The sequence below is a fragment of the Synechococcus sp. W60.1 genome (assembly GCF_047461575.1).
In the GTDB taxonomy this organism is placed as follows: domain Bacteria; phylum Cyanobacteriota; class Cyanobacteriia; order Thermostichales; family Thermostichaceae; genus Thermostichus.
Genome location: NZ_JANSHL010000009.1, coordinates 96,111 through 113,806, shown reverse-complemented (window position 1 = coordinate 113,806; position 17,696 = coordinate 96,111). Strand labels below are relative to the sequence as shown.

Annotated in this window: 15 protein-coding genes; 11 read left to right on the top strand and 4 right to left on the bottom strand. The window is 58.0% G+C overall.

Annotated features, from left to right (window positions below; genetic code table 11):
• Window positions 1-189, top strand: a 189-nt coding sequence (locus tag NW805_RS09570; protein WP_414422355.1) for a hypothetical protein, incomplete at its 5' end; no start/stop codon positions are given.
• Here the strand turns inward: NW805_RS09570 and NW805_RS09565 are convergent.
• Window positions 186-1,262 carry a VOC family protein gene (locus NW805_RS09565; RefSeq protein ID WP_414422354.1) on the bottom strand — a complete coding sequence of 359 codons (1,077 nt, stop codon included), beginning with the start codon at window positions 1,260-1,262 and terminating at the stop codon, window positions 186-188. The genes NW805_RS09570 and NW805_RS09565 overlap by 4 nt on opposite strands.
• A gap of 422 nt (window positions 1,263-1,684) precedes the next feature.
• Here NW805_RS09565 and pflB point away from each other — a divergent pair, with 422 nt between their 5' ends.
• From pflB to cysW, 10 genes are all read left to right on the top strand, one after another.
• The gene (gene pflB / locus NW805_RS09560) at window positions 1,685-3,991 is read left to right on the top strand and encodes a formate C-acetyltransferase (protein WP_414422353.1); all 2,307 of its coding nucleotides are present in this window, start codon (window positions 1,685-1,687) and stop codon (window positions 3,989-3,991) included.
• An 86-nt stretch (window positions 3,992-4,077) separates the two neighbouring features.
• The gene (locus NW805_RS09555) at window positions 4,078-4,482 is read left to right on the top strand and encodes a pentapeptide repeat-containing protein (RefSeq protein WP_414422352.1); all 405 of its coding nucleotides are present in this window, start codon (window positions 4,078-4,080) and stop codon (window positions 4,480-4,482) included.
• A 225-nt stretch (window positions 4,483-4,707) separates the two neighbouring features.
• Window positions 4,708-5,457: a pyruvate formate-lyase-activating protein gene (gene pflA, locus NW805_RS09550; protein ID WP_414374996.1), complete on the top strand. Its 750-nt coding sequence runs from the start codon at window positions 4,708-4,710 to the stop codon at window positions 5,455-5,457.
• A 182-nt stretch (window positions 5,458-5,639) separates the two neighbouring features.
• The gene (locus NW805_RS09545) at window positions 5,640-6,050 is read left to right on the top strand and encodes an OsmC family protein (protein ID WP_414343934.1); all 411 of its coding nucleotides are present in this window, start codon (window positions 5,640-5,642) and stop codon (window positions 6,048-6,050) included.
• A gap of 92 nt (window positions 6,051-6,142) precedes the next feature.
• The gene (gene adhE / locus NW805_RS09540) at window positions 6,143-8,773 is read left to right on the top strand and encodes a bifunctional acetaldehyde-CoA/alcohol dehydrogenase (RefSeq protein WP_414422351.1); all 2,631 of its coding nucleotides are present in this window, start codon (window positions 6,143-6,145) and stop codon (window positions 8,771-8,773) included.
• Between the two features lie 10 nt (window positions 8,774-8,783).
• Entirely contained in the window at window positions 8,784-11,570 is a 2,787-nt protein-coding gene (locus tag NW805_RS09535) for a GNAT family N-acetyltransferase (protein ID WP_414381010.1), read from the top strand.
• Between the two features lie 153 nt (window positions 11,571-11,723).
• On the top strand, window positions 11,724-12,833 hold the full coding sequence (locus NW805_RS09530) for a sulfate ABC transporter substrate-binding protein (protein WP_414422350.1): 1,110 nt from the start codon (window positions 11,724-11,726) through the stop codon (window positions 12,831-12,833).
• Window positions 12,834-13,007: 174 nt separating this feature from the next.
• Window positions 13,008-14,051: a sulfate/molybdate ABC transporter ATP-binding protein gene (locus tag NW805_RS09525; RefSeq protein ID WP_414381008.1), complete on the top strand. Its 1,044-nt coding sequence runs from the start codon at window positions 13,008-13,010 to the stop codon at window positions 14,049-14,051.
• A gap of 6 nt (window positions 14,052-14,057) precedes the next feature.
• Complete coding sequence (gene cysT / locus NW805_RS09520; RefSeq protein WP_414381007.1) at window positions 14,058-14,870, top strand: sulfate ABC transporter permease subunit CysT; 813 nt, start codon at window positions 14,058-14,060, stop codon at window positions 14,868-14,870.
• Entirely contained in the window at window positions 14,860-15,693 is an 834-nt protein-coding gene (cysW, locus tag NW805_RS09515) for a sulfate ABC transporter permease subunit CysW (protein ID WP_414422349.1), read from the top strand. The genes cysT and cysW overlap by 11 nt, the downstream gene beginning before the upstream one ends.
• 14 nt (window positions 15,694-15,707) lie before the next feature.
• Here cysW and msrA read toward each other — a convergent pair whose 3' ends face one another.
• The 3 genes from msrA to NW805_RS09500 all read right to left on the bottom strand — a co-directional run bounded on the left by msrA (window position 15,708) and on the right by NW805_RS09500 (window position 17,390).
• Window positions 15,708-16,376, bottom strand: coding sequence for a peptide-methionine (S)-S-oxide reductase MsrA (gene msrA / locus NW805_RS09510; RefSeq protein WP_414422348.1), 669 nt, complete (start codon window positions 16,374-16,376; stop codon window positions 15,708-15,710).
• Window positions 16,377-16,457: 81 nt separating this feature from the next.
• A complete protein-coding gene (locus NW805_RS09505) occupies window positions 16,458-16,775 on the bottom strand; it encodes an ABC transporter permease (protein ID WP_414422347.1) in 318 nt (105 codons plus the stop codon).
• Between the two features lie 15 nt (window positions 16,776-16,790).
• Complete coding sequence (locus NW805_RS09500; RefSeq protein WP_414422346.1) at window positions 16,791-17,390, bottom strand: ABC transporter permease; 600 nt, start codon at window positions 17,388-17,390, stop codon at window positions 16,791-16,793.
• Between the last annotated feature and the right edge of the window lie 306 nt (window positions 17,391-17,696).

The window sequence follows — 17,696 nt, the reverse complement described above, 5'->3', positions numbered from 1 at the left end:
CCGAGACGACTGCGCAAGGAGCCATCCATGCGCAGCGTGGTAGGAATCTCCGGCCTTCAGGCCGGGGAGGATGTCAACGCCTTCCGCATACCCGAATATCGGCTGGAAACTCAGGGGCAATCAATCGTGTTGATTAACCGGAGACATTCCCCTGGTGCTCCCACTGGATCCCTAGAACAAGGGTGTTAGCAGACCAGGGCTTGCTGCCGTTGTCGCTGTTGGCGTTCTAGAGCTTCAAACAGGGCTTGAAAGTTGGCTTCGCCAAAGCCTGTGGCTCCACCCAACCGTTGGATGACCTCGAAAAAAAACGTGGGCCGGCCAAACAGAGGCTGAGTGAAGGTTTGCAACAACAGGGGGGGGTGTCGGGAATCAGAGGCAGGCAAGGTGGTATCCAAAAGGAGCTGCTGCTCCACCAAGTCGTGCCAGGAGATGGTGGGCAACCCACCAGAAGGGAGTACTGCTCCAGAGGCCAGCTCCCTTGCCAGGTTTGTGTAGTACTCCGGTGGCACCTGCAGAAAGTTTACGCCTCCCTGTCGCAGCCGGCGCACACTGGCGAAGACATCTGAGCTGTGCAACGCCGCATGTTGCAGGCCAGGGCCATGATGGGCATCCAAAAACTCCTGGATCTGGGAAGCGGCACAGGTGGGCTCGTTGATGGCCAACTGGATCCCGGCTTCAGGATCTCCCACCACCACACTTTCTAGGCCAGAGGTGTTGGTGCGGATGCTATAGCGATACAGAGACCGCCAACCCAGCACCTGCCCATACCAATCTGCCGCTGCCTGCAGGGATCCCTGCTCCACGTTCAATACCACATGATCCCAGTGGGAAAACAAGTTCTCCTTGGCGGGAGCTGAATCGAGGATCCCTGAGCCGGGGATCAAAGAATGCCTGAGTCCATAAGGAGTGCGCAGGCACAGAGCAGGGCAGCCTTCGTCTTCTGCCGGGATCCACTCCACTTGGGCTCCTCGCCTCTGCAAAAGCTCTGCCAAGCCCAACAGCTCTTGCTCCTCCACCGCCAAGGCCACATCCACCACCCCAGGCGAATGTTGCTGCAAATAGCGATCCACCTCATCCCCGGCGTGAGCCGGCTGAGATAGGCGCAAGCGCAGGGATCCCTGACGCAAACAGAGGGTACTGCCGAGCTGTCCTTCCATTCGGAAGCCCCAAACCTGACAAAAGTGTTCCTGCCAACGGGGCAGATCCCAAAGATAGAAGTGCAGGTGATGGATCCCTTGGACGATTCGATTGGACTGGTTCATAGAGCAAGGCACTGCTAAGGCAAAGGCCGAGTATCCTGACGTTCTCACGGCAACAGACGACCTGGGCCGTCCTACCTCAGCATAGGCCCGCCATTTGCCGATGGAAAAGCGTAAAACAACGTTAAGAAGATATTAAAACAGCATTAAAAAATAGGATGAAAATAAGATTAAAAAATCACGCAACCGAAAATATCCTCAGAGCGCAAGGGACTAAAATTAAATCAGGCGAGGTGTATTTAGAACGCCTAAAAAAGAAACAGAAGAGTTGCTAAAAGCCCTTCGTAGGATCCCTATAAGCCTTGCAGAGATCTATTGGTTCTTTTGGTTCTTTAGCTCTCTTTTAGAGCCTGCGTGGGGCAAAGGCCGGGGTGCTGCCTCGCCCTGTCGATAGATTATCAGGCGTAATAGCCGGGAGGATTGTTATGGTTGCCAGTGTGCAGCGTTCTGTAGCATCACCTACAGAATTGAAGGCGGAACCAAGGACAGGATCCAACGCAGCCGGTCAAAAAGTTTTGAGCGATTTTGCAACGGGATCCTGGCAGCGCTGCATCGATGTCAGAGACTTTATTCAACGGAATTACACCCCCTACACCGGCGATGAAACCTTTTTAGCTGCAGCCACCGAGCGCACCCAGCGGCTGTGGGCCAAGGTCAAGGATTTGATGGCTCTGGAGCGAGAGCGAGGGATCCTAGATGCCGATACCGCTGTTCCCTCTACCATCACCAGCCACGCCCCTGGCTATATCGACCCAGAGCTGGAACAGATTGTGGGGCTGCAGACGGACAAACCTCTGAAGCGGGCCATCATGCCCTTTGGCGGCATCCGCGTGGTGGAGTCTTCCCTCAAAGCCTATGGCTACGAGTTGGATCCCCGCACCAAGGAAATTTTTACCCAGTACCGCAAAACCCACAACGACGGCGTTTTCGATGCCTACACCGAAGAGATGCGCCGCTGCCGCCGCTCCGGGATCATCACCGGCCTGCCCGATGCCTACGGTCGGGGTCGCATCATTGGGGACTACCGGCGGGTGGCCCTCTACGGGGTGGATCGGCTCATCGAAGACAAGCAGGCCCAAAAAGCCAGTCTAGACCTGGACACGATGGACGAAGAGACCATCCGCCTGCGGGAGGAGCTCTCCGAGCAGATCAAAGCCCTACAAGAGCTGAAAGAGATGGGATCCCGCTACGGGTTTGACCTGGGCCGTCCGGCAGCCAACGCCCGCGAAGCCATCCAATGGCTGTACCTGGCCTACCTGGCAGCCGTCAAGGAGCAAAACGGGGCGGCCATGTCCTTGGGGCGGGTGTCCACCTTCCTGGACATCTACATCGAGCGGGATCTGCAGGCCGGGATCCTCACCGAGGAAGAGGCCCAGGAGCTCATTGACCACTTTGTTATGAAGCTGCGCATGGTCAGGTTTTTGCGCACGCCCGAGTACAACGAGCTATTCAGCGGGGATCCCACCTGGGTTACCGAGTGCATCGGTGGCATGGGCCTGGATGGGCGGCCTTTGGTTACCAAAACCAGCTTCCGCATGCTGCATACCCTCTACAACCTTGGCCCAGCGCCCGAGCCCAACTTGACCGTGCTCTGGTCGGAGCGGCTGCCGGAAGCCTTCAAGTGCTACTGCGCCAAGGTCTCCATTGAAACCAGCTCCATCCAGTACGAAAACGACGACTTGATGCGCCCCTACTGGGGGGATGACTACGGCATCGCCTGCTGTGTGTCGGCCATGCGCATCGGCAAGCAGATGCAGTTTTTTGGAGCGCGGGTGAACTTGGCCAAGTGCCTGCTCTATGCCATCAACGGCGGTCGGGATGAGATCTCCGGCGAGCAGGTGGCTCCTGCTTTCGCCCCCATCACCGCCGATGTCCTGGACTACGACGAGGTGTGGCCGCGCATGGCGCAGATGATGGCCTGGCTGGCCAAGACCTACGTCAACACCATGAACATCATCCACTACATGCACGACAAGTACTGCTACGAGCGCCTGGAGATGGCCCTGCACGACCGGGACGTGCTGCGCACCATGGCCTTTGGGTTGGCCGGCCTGTCGGTAACAGCCGACTCCCTATCCGCCATCAAATACGCGCGGGTACGGGCCATCCGGGATGAGCGGGGCCTAGTGGTGGATTACGCGGTGGAGGGCGACTTCCCCAAATACGGCAACAACGACGACCGAGTTGACTCCATTGCGGTGCAACTGGTGCAGACCTTCATGGCGGAGCTGCGCAAGCACAAGACCTACCGCAATGCGGTGCCCACCCAGTCCATCCTCACCATCACCTCCAACGTGGTCTACGGCAAGAAAACCGGCAACACCCCCGACGGGCGGCGAGCGGGCGAGCCCTTTGCCCCAGGGGCCAACCCCATGCACGGCCGGGACACCAAGGGGGCGGTGGCGTCGCTGGCTTCGGTGGCCAAGCTGCCCTACGACGACGCTCTGGATGGGATCTCCAACACCTTCTCGATTGTGCCGGCGGCCCTAGGTCGCACAGCGGAGGAGCGGGTTGCCAATCTAGTGGGGCTGCTGGATGGCTACATGCGGGATGGCGGTTTCCACCTCAACGTCAATGTTCTCAACCGCGAGACCCTGCTGCATGCCATGGAGCACCCGGAGCTCTACCCACAGCTCACCATCCGGGTTTCCGGCTATGCGGTGAACTTCATCAAGCTCACCCGCGAGCAGCAACTGGATGTCGTTAACCGCACGTTCCATCAACACTGCTAAAAACAAGGCCGGGGATCCCTGAAGTCTGCCCATACCGGGGTCGAGGGAAGGGATCCCCCATCGATAACCGAGGAGGCCCGATGATCATGACTGTTTGTAGCGCTGCGGATCTGGTCAGCCAGTATGCCTCAGGACGGCGCGATTTTCGGGAGATCGATTTGCAGGGGGCTGAGCTGCAGGGGATCCATTTGGCTGGCGCCGATCTCAGCTATGCCGATTTCAGTGGGGCCAACTTGGCGGGGGCCAATTTGCGGGGGTGCGATCTCAGCTATGCCGACTTCAGCGGAGCCAACCTATTGGGAGCCGATCTGCGGGGATGTCTCCTCTTTGGCAGCGATTTTCGAGAGGCCCTCTTAGAAGGCGCCCTGCTGGATCACGCAGATTTCGATGCCTATACCCATTTCCCGAAGGATTTCGATCCCAAGGCCCACCGCCTGCACGGCATCACGGTGGATACCTCCGTGCCTAGCCCACACGACCCATCGGTCTGAGCTGGGTGGGATCCCCAAGCTGCCCTTTCGGCTTTTTATCCCCCTTTCTCCCTTCCAGCCAGGATAGCAGCGGTCTAGCTAAAAGACCCTAGGGATCTAAAAAAATCTAGTCCCAACCTAATCCAAAGAGAAATGGAAACTGTGTTCTATTTAACCTGAGTTAGCAATCTGGAAGAAAACCTCAAGATTGATTGATATTTTGCAAAAGTCATCCAGGATAAAAGTATGGATACCGTTATGAACCCCCTGACACCAATTGCTGGGCGCATTCACTCGGTGGAAACCTGTGGCACCGTCGATGGGCCAGGAATCCGCTTCGTAATTTTTACACAGGGTTGTCCACTTCGCTGTTTGTATTGCCACAACCCCGACTGTCGGGATCCGGAGGCGGGACAGCTTGTTACGGTTGAGTCTTTAATTGCCGAGATCCAACGTTACAAGAATTACTTGCGAGGGGGGGGAGTTACGGCTACCGGGGGAGAGCCTTTGCTGCAACCCACCTTTGTAGCTGAGATCTTCCGTCGCTGTCATGAGTTGGGCTTGCACACGGCTTTGGATACTTCTGGCTATGGGCAACTGGAAGCAGCCAAGCCTGTGTTGGAGCATACAGATTTGGTGTTGCTGGATATCAAGTCTTATCTGCCGGAGCTGTATCGAAAGGTTACCGGCGTTTCGCTAGAACCCACTCTTAATCTGGCCCGCTATTTAGACCAGATCCACAAGCCCACCTGGATTCGTTTTGTGCTGGTTCCCGGCTTGACGGATCCCGAGGAAAACATTAAGGGTCTGGCCGAGTTTGTGGCCACCTTATCCAACGTGGAGCGAGTGGAAGTTTTGCCCTTTCACAAGATGGGGGAATACAAATGGCAGCAATTGGGATTGCCTTACACCCTTGCCGATGTCGATCCACCCACACCCGAACAGGTGAATCACGCCTTACAAATCTTTCGGGATCAAGGACTGGTGGCTATTTGACAATTCTGCAGTTGCGGCTTGGGTCAGCATAGCCAGGTCACGCTTAGATCCGAAGTGATTCACAGTTAATCTCTGCACCGTCTCCAGATTGGCCCTGAGCTGACTGGAATCCAAGTTGATCCCCAGGCTAACTTTACGGACTCTATGTGAACTGAAGAATACCCCAAGAGGAGGGATCCCCAATGGAAGTTTGCGTCACCTACCGCGATGGTGTTCAGTTCCAAGCGGAAAGCCGAGGGCACCGCATTCTCAGCGACCAGCCTTTGGACAATCACGGTCGAGATCAGGGAATGACGCCGCCGGAATGGTTTCTGGCTTCTCTGGGTGCCTGTGTTGGTTTTTATGCCGTCAAATATCTGGAAGCTCGGCAGTTGGATCCCAGTGGACTAGAGGTGGTGGTCACGGCGGAGAAAGTTGAGCATCCGGCTCGCCTAGACAACATTCACATTCGTGTAAAAACTGGGATCCCGCTGGACGGAAGGCATCAAAAGGGGCTGGAAAAAGCAGTTGATGCCTGCATCATTCACAATACGCTCACCCATCCCCCCACCCTGACCACCGAAATCCAAGTTCCTGCTCCTGTTGGCGCCTAGATTGCCATTCGGGTTATTCGACTATTTCCAACTATCCGATTGTCAATTGTTCCTATCGTCTAAGTCTTGATGAGTTTTGGAGGGATCCACCGATGCCAGTAACCAATCTAGCCGAGCTGGAAACCTTGATCCAGCAGGTGAAGGCTGCCCAAGCTGAATACGCAACTTTCACCCAAGAACAGGTAGACCGGATTTTTCACAGAGCCGCTCTGGCTGCCAACAACGAACGGATCCCGTTGGCCAAGCTGGCGGTACAGGAAACCGGCATGGGCATTGTGGAAGACAAGGTGATCAAAAATCACTTTGCCTCAGAATACATTTACAACAAATACAAACACGAGAAAACCTGCGGGGTTATCGAGCGGGATGAGAGCTTTGGCTACGAGCGCATTGCTGAACCAGTAGGGCTTTTGGCAGGTATTGTGCCGGTAACCAACCCCACGTCAACGACCATTTTCAAGGCTCTGATCACCCTAAAAACCCGCAACGGCATTATCTTTTCTCCCCACCCGCGGGCTAAACAATGCACCATTGCCGCGGCCAAAGTGGTCAGAGAAGCTGCCGAGGCAGCGGGCGCTCCTGTGGGGTTGATCGGCTGGATCGATGAGCCCACCATCGAGCTGTCCCAGGCTTTGATGCAGCATCCTGAGGTGAAGCTGATCTTGGCTACCGGCGGGCCTGGCATGGTTAAAGCGGCCTACTCTTCGGGCCACCCGTCTTTGGGGGTGGGAGCGGGCAATACCCCGGCAGTGATCGATGCCAGTGCCGATATTCCCATGGCTGTCAGCTCGATTTTGTTGAGCAAGACCTTCGACAACGGCATGATCTGTGCCTCAGAACAGGCAGTGGTGGTGGTGGATGCCATCTACGAGCAGGTCAAGGCCGAGTTTCGCCATCGGGGGGCCTACATTTTGGATCTGGAACAAACCGAAGCAGTGCGCCGCATCCTTCTCAAAGACGGTCGCCTCAATCCGGCCATTGTGGGCCAGTCGGTGCAGACCATCGCTGCCCTGGCCGGGATCCAGGTTCCCGAAGGTGCCAAGCTGTTGATCGGGGAAGTGGAGAAGGTGGGGCCTGAGGAGCCCTTCTCCTACGAAAAATTGGCCCCTGTTCTGGCCCTCTACCGAGCCAAGGATTTTCACGCTGCTGTGGAAGTGGCCGTTCAACTGGTCAATTTCGGGGGCAGGGGGCATACCTCTGTTTTGTACACAGATCCCGCCAATCGAGACGATATTGCCTACTTTGAGAATGCCCTACAAACGGCGCGAGTGTTGATCAACACTCCCTCTTCACAAGGGGCCATTGGGGATCTCTACAACTTCAAGCTGGATCCCTCTCTGACCTTGGGCTGTGGCACTTGGGGGGGCAATTCGATCTCCGAGAATGTGGGGCCGCGCCACCTGCTCAACATTAAAACGGTAACCCAACGTCGGGAAAACATGCTCTGGTTTCGGATCCCGCCCAAGATTTACTTCAAGCCCGGATGTCTGCCTATTGCTCTGCGGGAATTGGCCGGCAAAAAACGCGCCTTTTTGGTGACCGATAAGCCGCTCTTTGAGTTGGGCATATTGCATCCCATCACCCAGGTTTTGGATGAGATTCGCGTGAGCTGGGATGTGTACCACGATGTAGAGCCGGATCCCACCCTCAGCAACGTCAATCGCGGTCTGGAGCAGTTGCGCCAGTTTCAACCGGATGTGATCATCGCGGTCGGCGGGGGATCCCCGATGGATGCGGCCAAGGTGATGTGGCTGATGTACGAGCAGCCCCAGGTGGAGTTTGATGGCTTGGCGATGCGCTTTATGGACATCCGCAAGCGGGTTTACGAGCTGCCCCCACTGGGACAAAAAGCTCAGCTCATCTGCATCCCCACCACTTCCGGCACCGGCTCCGAGGTGACGCCCTTTGCCGTGGTGACCGATGACCGGGTGGGGATCAAATACCCGCTGGCGGACTACGCCCTCACCCCCACCATGGCCATTGTGGATCCGGATCTCACCTTAAAGATGCCCAAGAAGCTAACGGCTTACGGCGGCATCGATGCCCTCACCCATGCTCTGGAAGCCTATGTGTCGGTGATGGCCAGCGACTTTACCGATGGGCTGGCCCTGCAGGCCATCAAGCTCCTGATGACCTACCTGCCGCGGGCCTACGAGAAGGGCGCCGAGGATCCCGAAGCGCGGGAAAAAGTCCACTACGCCGCCACCATTGCCGGCATGGCCTTTGCTAACGCCTTTTTGGGGGTGTGCCACTCCCTGGCCCACAAGCTGGGATCCACCTTCCATCTGCCCCACGGACTGGCCAACGCCCTGATGATCACCCACGTCATCCGCTACAACGCCACCGACGCCCCCTTTAAGCAGGCCATCTTTCCCCAATACCGCTATCCCAACGCCAAGCACCGCTACGCTGAAATTGCCGATTACCTGCAGTTGGGCGGGGCGGATGACGATGAAAAGGTCATGCGCCTGATTGAGGCCATCGAAGAACTCAAGCGAAAACTGGGGATCCCGGCCACCATTCGCGAGGCCCTGGGGGAGAAAGAGCGGGAGTTTTACGACCGTCTGGAGGCGATGGCGGAGCAAGCCTTTGACGACCAATGCACCGGCGCCAACCCCCGCTATCCCCTCATTCAAGACATGAAGGAGCTGTACGTTTTGGCCTATCGGGGCTGCCGGGTGGATTCTGCCCTCTACCACCAGCCGGAACCAGTGTTGGCCTAAGGAGTAGGGTATGTGGCAACGACTGGATCCCAGTGTGGATATCTGGAGGGCCCGATCCCATCCCCTGAATCCCATTTTTCTGCCCCGTTCGGTGGCGGTGGTGGGGGCCACGGAGCGGGAGGGCAGCGTGGGGCGGACGGTGTTGTGGAACCTCATTAGCCACCCCTTTGGCGGCACGGTTTACCCGGTCAATCCCAAGCGGCACCAGGTGTTGGGGATCCGGGCCTACGAGCGGCTGTCCGCTCTGCCGGAGCCGGTGGATCTGGCCATTATAGCCATTCCGGCAGCGGGGGTGCCCAAGGTGGTGCAGGAGTGCGTAGAAGCCGGGGTCAAGGGCGCCATTGTTCTTTCAGCAGGCTTCAAGGAAACGGGCCCTGCTGGCTGGGAGCTGGAGAAGCAAATTCAGCAGACTATCCAATCGCGTCAGCGGGACGGAGTCCTTGGGAAGCTGCGCTTGATTGGCCCCAACTGCCTGGGGATCCAAAACCCCCACACGGGCTTAAACGCCACCTTTGCTGCCCAGATGGCCCGGCCCGGCAATGTGGGCTTCATCAGCCAAAGTGGGGCCCTGTGCACCTCGATCCTGGACTGGAGCCTGCAGGAAAATGTGGGCTTCAGCGCCTTTATCTCTCTGGGATCGATGCTGGATGTGGGCTGGGGAGACTTAATCGACTACTTGGGCGAGGATCCCCATACCCACAGCATTGTCTTGTACATGGAATCCATCGGGGATGCCCGCTCTTTTCTGTCCGCGGCCCGAGAGGTGGCCCTGAGCAAGCCCATCATTGTCATCAAGGCGGGGCGCACCCAGGCGGCAGCCCAAGCAGCCGCTTCCCACACGGGCTCCCTCACCGGCAGCGACGCAGTGTTGGATGCGGCCTTCCGCCGTTGCGGCGTGCTGCGGGTGGATCACATTGAAGATCTCTTCGACCTGGCGGAGGTGCTGGCCAAACAGCCCCGCCCCCAGGGGCCCCACCTCACCATCCTCACCAATGCCGGCGGGCCAGGGGTGCTGGCCACCGATGCCCTCATCCGCGCCGGGGGATCCCTGGCCCAGCTCTCCCCCCAAACCCTGGAGCAGCTTAACCAGCTCTTGCCCCCCCACTGGAGCCACGGCAATCCCATTGATATTTTGGGGGACGCAGATCCGGAGCGCTTTGCCCAAGTTTTGGAAGTGGTGTTGCGGGATCCCGGCAGCCAGGGTTGCCTGGTCATCCTCACCCCCCAAGCCATGACGGATCCCACGGCCACTGCCGAGAAAGTGGTGGAGACCTGGCGGCGCAGTGGATCCCGGCAGCCTATCCTGGCCAGTTGGATGGGGGGAGCTGGCGTGGATGCGGGCGAGCACATCCTCAACCAAGCCGGGATCCCCACCTACCGCTACCCGGATCAAGCGGCGCGGGTGTTTAGCCATCTGTGGCGCTTTAGTGACAACCTCAAGGCCCTCTACGAAACCCCCACCCTGGCTCCCACCAGGCCAGTGGAGCAGGAAAAAGTGCAGCAAACCCTTGCCCAGGCGAGGCGGGAAGGCCGCACGCTTCTCACGGAGGTCGAATCTAAGGAAATCCTGGCCGCCTACGGGATCCCCGTGGTGCCGACGCGGGTGGCCGAGAGCCCCGAAGCAGCAGTGGAAGCTGCCGAGGCCATGGGTTACCCAGTGGTGGTGAAGCTCTACTCCCACACCCTCACCCACAAAACCGATGTGGGCGGCGTGCAGCTCAACCTGCCCGATGCTGAGGCGGTGCGCCGGGCCTTCGGGCAAATCCTCCGCAACGTCAGCGAGAAAGCGGGGCCGGAGCACTTCCAGGGGGTCACGGTGCAGCCGATGGTGGACACGGATGGCTATGAGCTGATCCTGGGGAGCAGCCAGGATCCCCAGTTTGGGCCGGTGTTGCTGTTTGGCAGTGGCGGACAACTGGTGGAGGTGTTTCAGGATCGCTCCATTGGCCTTCCCCCCCTCAACACCACCTTGGCGCGGCGTCTGATGGAAAACACCCTCATCTACAAGGCCCTCAGGGGGGTACGCGGACGCCCAGCTGTCGATCTGGAGGCCCTGGAACAGCTCTTGGTGCGCTTTAGCCAACTGGTGGCCGAGCAGCGGGAGATTAAAGAGATCGACATCAATCCGCTGCTGGCTTCCAGCGAGGGCCTGCTGGCTTTGGATGCCCGCGTCATTTTGCGAACCGAGCAGGATCCCCAGGTGCCTTTGGCCATCCGCCCCTACCCCACCCAGTACATCTGGCCCTTCCGGGACGGCATCACCATCCGCCCCATTCGCCCTGAAGACGAGCCTTTGGTGATCGATTTTCACCGCCACGTCTCCGATTACAGCGTCTATCTGCGCTACTTCCACCCGATCAAATACAGCGCCCGCATCGCCCACGAGCGCCTTACCCGCATTTGCTTTAACGATTACGACCGCGAGATTGCCTTAGTAGCAGAAAAACAGGAGCCAGAGGCCAATCGCGTCAGCGGGACGAAGTCCTTAATCCTCGGCATCAGCCGCCTCTCCAGAAAACATGGCTTTCCCCAAGAAGCAGAGTTTGCCATGCTGGTGGCGGATCCCTACCAACGGCAAGGGATTGGCACAGAGCTGTTGACCCGCCTCATTCAGGTGGCCCGCTGCGAAGGGATCCAGCACCTCACCGGCGAGGTTCTTGGCGAAAACGAGGCGATGCGCCGCCTGTGTCAGCGGCTGGGGTTTCAGTTGCGCCCTTCTCCAGAGGATCCCGGGATCCTCAAGGCTGCTCTGGCTTTAATCTCCGATCCGCCAATCCTCGCCACCTGCTCCCCCTAGAGATCCCCAGAGAACTAAAAACGGTTTACCGACTGGCTTACCGTAGAATAAGACGGGAAGAGTCCTGGCGCTGGTCCCCTCCCCTTTTGGGAGGGGGGTTGGGGGTGAGGGCGGACTCCCTCTGAGGAGGAGGAGAAGTTTTTGGGGATTGCTATGAACACTGAAGGGACACCTGCGAACAAATGGGGGATCCCCTCAGCAATCGAGGTGGTCTGGTCTGGGAGAGTTGGGGCCGGGATCCGCAGGCTGCCGGTGAGCATGGGGCGGTGGCTGGGGATGGGATCCCTAATTTTTGGCCTTCTTCTTGGCCTCAGTGGTTGTGTCAGCGGTATGGGCTCAGGGGGATCCAGAGAGGAAGTAGCGATTCTCCTGGCCTCCTTTGCGGTAACTCGAGACGCTTACCGGAAAATCGTTCCTGCCTTTGAGGCCCACTGGCTGGCGAAAACGGGGCAACGGGTGCGGGTGGAAAGCAGCTACGGCGGCTCAGCAACGCAATCGCGGGCAGTTATTGACGGGCTGGATGCCGATGTGGTGGCCTTGGCCCTGGCTTTGGATGTGGAGCGCATCGTGGCTGCCGGTCTCATTCAGCCGGGGTGGGAAGCCCGCACCCCCAACCAAGGGATCGTCACCCGTTCGGTGGCAGTAATTGTAACGCGGGAGGGCAACCCCCAGGGGATCCGCTCTTGGCAAGATCTGGCTCGGCCAGGCTTGCAGGTGGTTACCGCCAACCCCAAAACCTCAGGGGGGGCTCGCTGGAACTTTTTAGCCCTCTGGAGCGCTGTCCCTGAACCTCAGGCCCTGGCCTTCACCACCCAGGTCTACAAGAATGTCCGCATTTTGCCGCGGGACTCACGAGAGGCCACCGATGTTTTTTTCCAGAAAGGGCAAGGGGATGCCCTGATTACCTACGAACATGAGGTGATCCTGGCGGGCTTGCGCGGCCAATCCCTGTCCTATGTGGTGCCCGACCCCAACATTTCCATCGACAACCCCGTAGCCGTGGTGGATGCCAATGTGGATCGCAAAGGTACCCGTGCCGTGGCCGAAGCCTTTGTGGACTACCTATTCACCCCAGAAGCGCAGCGGGCCTTTGCCGAGGTGGGCTTTCGCCCGGTGGAGCCGACGGTGGCCCAAGAGTTTGCCTGGCGGTACCCTCCTGTTGAGAAGCTGGTTACCGTCGCCGACCTGGGAGGCTGGGAGGTTGTCCAAAGCCGCTTTTTTGCCGATGGGGCCTTGTTTGACCGCATCCAAGCTCAGTTGTAGGGAGTCTCCCTTGTTTTGGATCCCCGTTCAAGTTATCTTGGGAGCTATATCAACGGTTTGTTGACAGGTTTACCGTAGATTAGCCGCGAGTTTAACTGCCCTCACCCTCTCAAGAAGACTCAGCCGGCAACCATCCAGCAACTTCTCAGGCAAACCACTAGCTAGGCAGAACCTATGGGTATCACCATCGAAGGGGTATCGAAGCGTTTTGGGCAGTTTCAGGCCCTTCACCCCACCGATCTCACCATTCCCACGGGATCCCTGGTTGCCCTCTTGGGGCCATCGGGTTCTGGCAAATCCACCCTGCTGCGCCTGATTGCCGGCCTAGAAAAGCCGGATACGGGGCGGATTTTCCTCACCGGGCGGGATGCTACCCATGCCAGCGTCCAGGAGCGCAACATTGGTTTTGTTTTTCAGCACTACGCCCTGTTCAAGCACATGACGGTGCGGCAGAACATCGCCTTTGGCTTGGAGATCCGCAAGGCTTCACGGGCCGAGATTCGGGCACGGGTGGATGAGCTGCTGGAGCTGGTGCAGCTATCGGGGTTCGGGGATCGCTACCCCTCTCAACTCTCGGGGGGGCAGCGGCAGCGGGTGGCCCTGGCCCGCGCTTTGGCGGTGGAGCCGCAGGTGTTGCTGTTGGATGAGCCCTTTGGGGCCCTGGATGCCAAAGTCCGCAAAGAGCTGCGCAAGTGGTTGCGGCGCCTGCACGATGAGGTGCATGTGACAACGGTATTTGTAACCCATGATCAAGAGGAAGCCATGGAGGTGGCGGATCAGATCGTGGTGATGAACCAGGGGCGGATCGAACAGGTGGGATCCCCGGCAGAAATCTATGACCATCCAGCTACACCCTTTGTGATGAGCTTTGTCGGCCCGGTCAACGAGCTTTCTCCCCGCTCCCAACTCTCTTGCCAGCTTCCCGAGGTGCAGACCGGCCCGCATCAGCTTTTTTTGCGCCCCCACGATGTGCAGATTGAAGTTAACCCCAGTAGCAGCGGCGTCTCTGCTTGGGTGAAAGAGATCATTCACCTGGGGCGGGAGATTCAGGCAGAGCTGGTTCTGAGCGACGGCGGATCCCTGTGGGCCCATCTCAGCCGCGAGCAATATGCCAACCAACCCCTGCAGGTGGGGCAGCAGGTCTATGTGCGCCCCAAGGTGGTGAAAGCCTTTCCCGTCAAAAAAACCGAGATGACCGCAATGCCGGTGGGAGCTTGAGAAACGTTGCTGCAAGCTTTGTCTCAACTGTCTTGGCCGTGGCGGCTGACCCTGGGCTATCTCTTCTTGATGTTGATTCTGCCGCTGGCTGCCTTGATTGCCAAGTCCAGCAGCGTGGGCTGGGCGGAGTTTTGGCGGATCGCGACGGCTCCCGTGGCCCTCTCCGCCTATGAAGTTACTTTTGTAACCGCGTTGCTGGCGGCTCTGATCAACGGCGTGATGGGCACCCTGACTGCCTGGGTGCTGGTGCGCTACGCCTTCCCCGGCAAAAAGCTTCTCGAGGGGTTGATCGATCTGCCGTTTGCTTTGCCCACCGCCGTGGCCGGCCTCACCCTGGCAACGGTTTACAGCAGCAACGGCTGGATTGGATCCCTTTTGGCCCCCTTGGGGATCCGCATCTCCTTTACCCGCTTGGGGGTGGGGGTGGCGATGCTGTTTATTTCTTTTCCCTTTGTGGTGCGGACGGTGCAGCCGGTGTTGCAGGAGCTGGAGAAAGATGTAGAAGAGGCAGCCTGGAGTTTGGGGGCTTCCCGCTTTCAGACCTTCCGACGGGTGGTGCTGCCCCAGATTCTGCCGGCAGTGCTCACCGGGGTGGCCCTGGGGTTTTCCCGCGCCGTTGGGGAATACGGCTCTGTGGTGATCATTGCTTCCAGCATTCCCTTTCGGGATTTGATCGCGGCGGTGCTGGTGATTCAGCGGCTGGAACAACACGACTATGCCGGGGCAACCGTGATCGGAACGGTGATGTTGGGGATCTCTTTCCTGTCGCTGGTGGTAATTAACCTTCTGCAAGCCTGGGGAAGTCGCCATGAAACCTGACGAGGTAGCAGGTGTCAAACCGAAGCCCTCAACATGGCTGTCGGGCCTGTTGATCGGGATCGTCGGGCTCTACATCGCGCTGCTGCTGGGGATCCCGGTGGTGAACATCTTCTATCAGGCGTTTCGAGAAGGGATCCCAGCCTTTCTCCATCGCCTGACGGAGCGGGAGTTGCTCAGTGCCCTGCGGTTGACGGTGCTGACGGCGCTGGTCGTTGTGCCCCTCAATACCTTTTTCGGCCTCTGTGCCGCCTTGGCCATTGCCCACCGGCGTTTTCCGGGGCGGGCCCTGCTCCTGAGCCTGATCGATCTACCCTTTTCCATTTCCCCGGTGGTGGCTGGCCTAATGCTGGTGCTCATCTTCGGGCGTCAGGGTTGGCTGGGATCCTGGAACTTGCGGGTTATCTTTGCATTTCCGGGCATTGTGTTGGCAACGGCTTTCATCACCCTTCCTTTTGTGGCGCGGGAAGTGTTGCCGGTGTTGGAGGAGGCAGGCACCGACCAGGAAGAAGCCGCCAAAACGCTGGGGGCGACCCCCTGGCAGATCTTCTGGAGAATCACCCTGCCCAACATCCGCTGGGGCCTTCTGTACGGCGTCATCTTGACCAATGCCCGCGCCATGGGGGAGTTCGGCGCTGTGGCTGTGGTTTCCGGCAACATCATTGGCCGCACCCAGACCTTGCCCCTGTTCGTGGAAGATGCCTACCGCAGTTATGCCACCGGCTCAGCCTATGCGGCGGCGGTGGTGCTCTCCTTGCTGGCGGTGGTAACCCTAGTGGCTAGGGAGTTCCTTGAGCGGGGATCCCATTCCCGCCGAGTCTTTTGACGGTTGGGTTGGGGCTAGGCAGGCTCGGTGAGGATCTCCGGCAGACAAACCTTAGTGCCCCCCAGGCCGCAGTAGCCGCGCGGATTCTTGGCCAGATATTGCTGGTGGTAGTCTTCGGCGTAGTAAAACTCAGGCGCATCCAGGATTTCGGTGGTGATCTGGCCGTAGCCTTGGGCAGTTAGGGCCTGCTGATAGAGATCGCGGGTTTTTTCCGCCAGCTCCCGCTGCGCCGGAGAATACACATAGATGCCGGAGCGGTATTGGGTGCCCACATCATTGCCTTGGCGCATCCCCTGGGTAGGGTCGTGATTTTCCCAAAACACCTTCAGCAGTTGGGCATAGCTGACCTGAGCTGGGTCGTAAACCACCCGCACCACCTCGTTGTGGCCAGTCAGGCCAGTACAGACCTCTTCATAGGTGGGGTTGGGGGTAAACCCGCCAGCGTAGCCCACCGCTGTGCTGAACACCCCTGGCACCTGCCAAAACTTGCGCTCTGCCCCCCAGAAGCAGCCCATGCCGAACATGGCCAGCTCCATGCCCTCGGGAAAAGGCGGCTGCAGCGGATGGCCATTGACAAAATGCCGATTCACGATCACCATCGGCTCGGCCCGGCCCGGCAAGGCTTCTTCCGGTTTGGGCAGGGACAGTTTCTTGCCAAGTTTGCCAAAGCCAAAGAGCACCATAGGGACAGCCCGATACATTCGTTAACAGTTACCAGCCTAGCTCAGTTGGCTCCTCATGTGTTGGAAAAATCCTTGATCGGGTCAGCTCACCGATTCAAAAGCCCCCAGCCGCTTGGCCACTAGCAGATAGACGGTCATGATCCCCATCGGCACAACCGTGAAGGCTGCCGCCAAGGGAATGTTGCCAGAGGTGCCCTGAAAGGCGAGAACTGCCTGCCCGATGAAATAGCTGGAATTGCCCAGAGAATAAGGCACCACAAAATCTCCTAGCGTTAAGGAAAAGGTGAAGACCGACCCGGCCAGGATCCCTGGCAAGGCGAGGGGAAGAGTAACATGGCGGAACGTTTGCCAACCCTGAGCTCCCAAATCTGCAGAAGCCTCAATTAAGCTATCAGGCACTCGCTCCAAAGCCGCCTAGATCGGCAGAATCATATAGGGCAGCCAAACATAGAGAAACACCAAGAAAATACCCAAGTTGGATACAGCCAGCGATGGCCCACCGATCCCGGGCAACTGCAAAATCTTTTCCACCCAGCCCTGTAGGCCCACATGGGTGAGTAGATAGGTAAGGATCCCTTCTTTGGCCAGGATCAACTTCCAGGCATAAACCCGAATCAAATAACTAGACCAAAGCGGTAGGAGCACCAACAAGTACAAAAAGTCCTTCCAGCGAGGAGAGGCTAGTCTGACCATGGTATAAGCCAGAGGAAAAGCCAACACAATTGCAGCTAGGGTCACTGCCAAAGCCATAGTCAAGCTGCGGACAAAGATATCCACGCTGGCAGGAGTGAGCAGCTCCCGATAGGTGGCCAAAGTCAACTTTCTCAGGATCAGACCGGTAAAGGGATCCAGATGATAAAAACTTTGCAGCAGCAGCGCCAGCAGCGGCCCCAAGTAAAAGACCAGTAACCAAATGAGAGGTGGCCCCAATAGAATGGCAAGGATGAGCGTCGGGTGATGATAGAGGAATCCAAACAGATCGGGTTTATCGGTTATCTGAGTTGTTTTGGTCATGGCCAGGCAGCTATGAAGATTAGCTTTTCATTCCCTCTTTTTGGTGTTATTGGAATTGTGGGTCGACGAGCCAATAGAATTCAACAGAATTGGGATTGAGAAAGTGCGAACAGGCAAGAGGGATTGGCTTGTCTACACCTGCCGGCGGGTATCCTTTGAGGGAAAACGGCAATCAGAAGATGCCGGTATGGTCATTTCGACTCAAACTAGGTCGTGTTGATCTTATGTTAGGATAGAGAGAATAATTTATAGAGGAAAGAGGATGAAGTTGGTTTTTTTGGATGAAAACAAATGGCAGAAGATATT

Excerpts from the sequence above, each read along its gene's own strand:
- NW805_RS09500 (WP_414422346.1), bottom strand. The coding sequence starts at position 17,390 with ATGACCAAAACAACTCAGATAACCGATAAACCCGATCTGTTTGGATTC.
- msrA (WP_414422348.1), bottom strand. The coding sequence starts at position 16,376 with ATGGTGCTCTTTGGCTTTGGCAAACTTGGCAAGAAACTGTCCCTGCCC.
- NW805_RS09535 (WP_414381010.1), top strand. The coding sequence starts at position 8,784 with ATGTGGCAACGACTGGATCCCAGTGTGGATATCTGGAGGGCCCGATCC.
- pflB (WP_414422353.1), top strand. The coding sequence starts at position 1,685 with ATGGTTGCCAGTGTGCAGCGTTCTGTAGCATCACCTACAGAATTGAAG.
- NW805_RS09530 (WP_414422350.1), top strand. The coding sequence starts at position 11,724 with ATGAACACTGAAGGGACACCTGCGAACAAATGGGGGATCCCCTCAGCA.
- NW805_RS09525 (WP_414381008.1), top strand. The coding sequence starts at position 13,008 with ATGGGTATCACCATCGAAGGGGTATCGAAGCGTTTTGGGCAGTTTCAG.
- pflA (WP_414374996.1), top strand. The coding sequence starts at position 4,708 with ATGGATACCGTTATGAACCCCCTGACACCAATTGCTGGGCGCATTCAC.
- NW805_RS09545 (WP_414343934.1), top strand. The coding sequence starts at position 5,640 with ATGGAAGTTTGCGTCACCTACCGCGATGGTGTTCAGTTCCAAGCGGAA.
- cysW (WP_414422349.1), top strand. The coding sequence starts at position 14,860 with ATGAAACCTGACGAGGTAGCAGGTGTCAAACCGAAGCCCTCAACATGG.
- adhE (WP_414422351.1), top strand. The coding sequence starts at position 6,143 with ATGCCAGTAACCAATCTAGCCGAGCTGGAAACCTTGATCCAGCAGGTG.
- NW805_RS09555 (WP_414422352.1), top strand. The coding sequence starts at position 4,078 with ATGACTGTTTGTAGCGCTGCGGATCTGGTCAGCCAGTATGCCTCAGGA.
- NW805_RS09565 (WP_414422354.1), bottom strand. The coding sequence starts at position 1,262 with ATGAACCAGTCCAATCGAATCGTCCAAGGGATCCATCACCTGCACTTC.